This is a genomic window from Curtobacterium sp. B18 (assembly GCF_000333375.1).
In the GTDB taxonomy this organism is placed as follows: Bacteria; Actinomycetota; Actinomycetes; order Actinomycetales; family Microbacteriaceae; genus Curtobacterium.
The window spans coordinates 1-4,068 of record NZ_BACZ01000540.1 but is presented as its reverse complement, the minus strand read 5'-3'; the positions used below and the strand labels follow the sequence as shown (position 1 = coordinate 4,068).

Sequence of the window (4,068 nt, the reverse complement as noted above, 5' to 3'; positions counted from 1 at the left end):
CGCCGAACCGCTTCACGAGGACCCGGATCATGACAGCCAAACGCCCCCCGCACCCGTGCCGACCCACCGGCCCTGCGCCCGTTCGCCGACGTCTTGCTCCCCGGGACCGCGCTGGTCAGCACCGCGCTCGTCGTCGGTGGCGCGCTGCTGACCGCCGGCGCCGCCCAGGTGTCCGTCCCGCTCTGGCCGGTGCCGGTCACCGGGCAGACCCTCGCCGTCCTCCTCGTCGGGAGCGCGCTCGGTTCCCGTCGCGGCGCCCTGTCGATGCTCGTCTACGCGCTGCTCGGCGTCGTCGGTCTGCCCGTCTTCGCCGAGGGCGCCGCCGGACCGGGCGTCCTGCTCGGCCCGACCGGGGGCTACGTCGTCGGGTTCATCGCCGCCGCGGCACTCGTCGGACGGATCGCCGAGCGCTTCGGCGGCCGCCGGTTCACCGCGGCGCTGCTGTCCTTCGTGCTCGGCACCGTCGTCACGTTCGGCGCCGGCACGGCCTGGCTCGCGATCGCCCTCGGGCTCGACCTGCAGCACGCCCTCGCGTACGGCCTGTACCCGTTCGTCATCGGCGAGCTGGCCAAGGCCATGATCGGCGCCGGTGTGGTCGCGCTCGGCTGGCACGCGGCGGGCCGTCGTCGCGACGCGGGCCAGCGCTGATCGCGCGTCCGCGACGCGGACCAGCGCTCCACGCACGGCGGGAACAGACCACACCCCTCGCCGGTTGCACCACACGGTGCCGCAGCCAGCGGTACTCCCGACACCAGGAGGCCACCATGACCACCACCGAAACCGCCATCCTCGCCGGCGGGTGTTTCTGGGGAGCGCAGCAGCTCCTCCGTCGCCGTCCCGGTGTGATCAGCACGCGCGTCGGCTACTCCGGCGGCGACACCCCGAACGCCACCTACCGCAACCACGGCGACCACGCCGAGGCGGTCGAGATCGTCTTCGACCCGTCCCAGATCTCCTACCGCGAGCTGCTCGAGTTCTTCTTCCAGATCCACGACCCGTCGACGAAGGACCGCCAGGGCAACGACGTCGGCCGTGCCTACCGCTCGGCCGTGTTCCCCACGTCCGACGAGCAGCGCCAGGTCGCCCTCGACACCATCGCCGACGTGGACGCCTCCGGCATCTGGCCGGGCAAGGTCGTCACCGAGGTCGAGCCGGCCGGTGACTTCTGGGAGGCCGAGGAGGAGCACCAGGACTACCTCGAGAAGCACCCGCACGGGTACACGTGCCACTTCGTGCGCCCGGGCTGGACGCTCCCGCGCCGCGACGAGACGGCCGCAGCGGTCTGATCGTCGCGGTCACGCTGATCGCGTGACCACGTGCAGGACAGGAGGCGCGGTGCCGGCTGGCACCGCGCCTCCCGTGTGTCCCCGGTCGCGTCGACGGCCCTAGCGCGACCCGCCGAGCCGTTCCAACCAGTCCGCGGGCAGGCGGTCCGCCGGCCCGGGGACCGACTGGTCCACGGGGTGGCTCGTCGGCGCCGCGAGCTCGACGCCCTCGAACGTGGACCGGTCGCGGTAGTCGTACGCCCACGTCTCACCGGGCTCGTAGCTCTGGATGACCGCGTGCCCGGTCGCCTCCCAGTGCCGGGTGGCGTGGGTGTCCAGCGAGTCGTCGCAGCACCCGACGTGGCCGCACGCGGCACACCGGCGCAGGTGCACCCACCAGGACCCGGTGGCGTCGCACTCGACGCACCCGTCGCCGCTGGGCGCGACCAGGGGGTCGATCATGTCGCTGTCGTCGGTCATGTCGCTCATCCTGCCCGGCTCAGCCGCGCGGCACCAGGGCCTCGATCGCTGCGAGCTCCTCGTCCGTCAGCGGCGCACCCTCGAGCGCGTCGAGCGTCCCGTCGAGCTGTCGGACGCTCGACGCCCCGACGAGCGCGGACGTGACCGCCGGCTGCCGGAGCACCCACGTGATCGCGAGCTGCGCGAGCGTCTGCCCGCGCGACACGGCGATCTCGTTCAGGGCCCGCGCCGTCGTCAGGTACGCGTCGTCGATGCGGTCTGCGCCGAACCACCGACCCTCGGCCGCACGCGACCCGACCGGCACCGAGCCGTCGAGGTAGCGGTCCGTCAGCAGCCCACCGGCCAGCGGGGAGAACACGATCGCGCCGGTCCCCAGACGGAGCAGCTCGTCGAAGAGGCCGTCCTCGGGCGCGCGGTCGAACATGTTGTAGCGCGGCTGGTGGATGAGCAGGTGGATGTTCTCGGCGGCGAGCGCCTCGGCCGCGGCGGCCGTCTGCGCCGGGTCGTGGTTCGAGATGCCGGCGTAGAGCGCCTTGCCCGAGCGGACCGCGGTCACGAGGGCGCTGACGGTCTCCTCGATCGGCGTCTCGGGGTCCGGCCGGTGCGAGTAGAAGACGTCGACGTACTCGAGCCCGAGGCGTCCGAGGGACTGGTCGAGCGACGCCAGCATGGACTTCCGGGAGCCCCAGTTGCCGTAGGGGCCGGGCCACATGTCGTAGCCGGCCTTGGTGGACACCACGAGCTCGTCGCGGAACGGGCGGAGGTCCGACGCGAGGATGCGACCGAACTGCTCCTCGGCGGCTCCGGGCGGCGGGCCGTAGTTGTTCGCCAGGTCGAAGTGCGTGATCCCGCGGTCGAACGCGTGCAGCACGATGTCCCGCTGCGTCGTGAGCGCCCGGTCGGTGCCGAAGTTGTTCCACAGCCCGAGGGAGATCCGGGGCAGCAGCAACCCGCTCCTCCCCACGCGCTGGTACGGCAGCCGCTCGTAGCGGTCGTCGGCGGGGCGGTGGACGTCAGGCATCGTTGCTCGATCCGGTTCGTGAAGGGGGGGGGTGGGTCCGGGATCGACGCTAGCGGACCGCGGACGCGACCCGGTGACGGACGGGAGGGACGGTGCGGGCCCGACCCGCGCCTCCCGTCCGTCACGTGGTGCGTCCACCGCCGGACGCGCGCCGTCGGCGCGGTCGGGGGCCGCTAGGCCGTTCCGGCGTCGCGGGAGACCTCGTCGTGCGCGTCGTCCTCGCGGCGGATCCGCAGCAGGCTGGCACCGGTCGCCACGCCCATCGCCACGACGATCACGAGCAGCGACACCACCGTGCCGATCTCGGGCGCCCACTCCACGTGCTCGCCGCCGTTGATGAAGGGCAGCTCGTTGCCGTGCAGGGCGTGCAGCACGAGCTTCACGCCGATGAACGCGAGGATCGCCGCGATCCCGTACTTGAGGTAGACCAGCCGCTCGAGCAGCCCGCCGAGCAGGAAGTACAGCTGCCGCAGGCCCATCAGGGCGAAGACGTTCGCGGTGAACACGATGAACGCGCTCTCGGTGATGCCGAAGATCGCCGGGATCGAGTCGAGGGCGAAGAGCAGGTCGGTCGTCCCGATCGCGATGAGGACCACCAGGAGCGGCGTGAAGTGCCGGGCGCCGTCCTGCACGACGCGGAACTTCATGCCGTCGTACGTGTCCGTGATGCGCACGCGCTTCCGGAGCAGCCGCACGATGAGGCTGTCCTTGTCGTCGTCCTCGTCCTCGCCGCGGAGCTGCTGGATCGCCGTCCAGATCAGCCATGCGCCGAAGAGGTAGAAGATCCACGAGAAGTCCTCGATCAGCCGGGCGCCGAGCAGGATGAAGACGCCGCGCAGGACCAGCGCGATGATGATGCCGAGCATGAGCACCTCCTGCTGGATCGTCTTCGGCACGGAGAACCGGGCCATGAGGATCACGAACACGAAGAGGTTGTCGATGCTCAGGCTGTACTCGGTGAGCCAGCCCGCGAGGAACTGCCCCGCTGACTCCCCGCCGGCGAAGACGAACATCGCGACGGCGAACAGGAGCGCGAGGCCCACGTAGAGGCCCACCCACACGCCGGACTCCTTGAGCGTCGGCACGTGGGGACGCCGGGCCACGACGAGCAGGTCGGCGAGCAGGATCGCCACGATGACGATCAGGGAGCCGACTTCGAACACGGCCGGGAGCTCGAGCATCCGGGGCCTTTCCTGGTTGTGCGGGAGGGGAGCCCGTCAAGCCTCGCACGCCGGGAGCACCGGGGTTCCCCGGCGGCGTCGGCGCTGACCGTGTCACCGGAGGACCGGCGGTCGCACGGAC

At 71.8% G+C, this 4,068-nt stretch carries 5 protein-coding genes; 2 read left to right on the top strand and 3 right to left on the bottom strand.

Going from position 1 to position 4,068, the window contains the following annotated elements:
- The first annotated feature begins 93 nt into the window (after positions 1-93).
- The gene (locus tag I5E_RS14670; RefSeq protein ID WP_022907649.1) at positions 94-648 is read left to right on the top strand and encodes a biotin transporter BioY; all 555 of its coding nucleotides are present in this window, start codon (positions 94-96) and stop codon (positions 646-648) included.
- A gap of 116 nt (positions 649-764) precedes the next feature.
- A complete protein-coding gene (msrA, locus tag I5E_RS14665) occupies positions 765-1,286 on the top strand; it encodes a peptide-methionine (S)-S-oxide reductase MsrA (RefSeq protein ID WP_022907648.1) in 522 nt (173 codons plus the stop codon).
- A gap of 99 nt (positions 1,287-1,385) precedes the next feature.
- Here msrA and I5E_RS14660 read toward each other — a convergent pair whose 3' ends face one another.
- The 3 genes from I5E_RS14660 to I5E_RS14650 all read right to left on the bottom strand — a co-directional run bounded on the left by I5E_RS14660 (position 1,386) and on the right by I5E_RS14650 (position 3,947).
- Entirely contained in the window at positions 1,386-1,745 is a 360-nt protein-coding gene (locus tag I5E_RS14660) for a UBP-type zinc finger domain-containing protein (protein WP_022907647.1), read from the bottom strand.
- Between the two features lie 19 nt (positions 1,746-1,764).
- Positions 1,765-2,766 carry an aldo/keto reductase gene (locus I5E_RS14655; protein WP_022907646.1) on the bottom strand — a complete coding sequence of 334 codons (1,002 nt, stop codon included), beginning with the start codon at positions 2,764-2,766 and terminating at the stop codon, positions 1,765-1,767.
- Positions 2,767-2,939: 173 nt separating this feature from the next.
- Positions 2,940-3,947: a TerC family protein gene (locus I5E_RS14650; RefSeq protein WP_022907645.1), complete on the bottom strand. Its 1,008-nt coding sequence runs from the start codon at positions 3,945-3,947 to the stop codon at positions 2,940-2,942.
- Between the last annotated feature and the right edge of the window lie 121 nt (positions 3,948-4,068).

What these genes read in the sequence shown, in the direction of transcription:
- msrA (WP_022907648.1), top strand. Translation starts at nt 765, where the DNA reads ATGACCACCACCGAAACCGCCATCCTCGCCGGCGGGTGTTTCTGGGGA.
- I5E_RS14655 (WP_022907646.1), bottom strand. Translation starts at nt 2,766, where the DNA reads ATGCCTGACGTCCACCGCCCCGCCGACGACCGCTACGAGCGGCTGCCG.
- I5E_RS14650 (WP_022907645.1), bottom strand. Translation starts at nt 3,947, where the DNA reads ATGCTCGAGCTCCCGGCCGTGTTCGAAGTCGGCTCCCTGATCGTCATC.
- I5E_RS14660 (WP_022907647.1), bottom strand. Translation starts at nt 1,745, where the DNA reads ATGACCGACGACAGCGACATGATCGACCCCCTGGTCGCGCCCAGCGGC.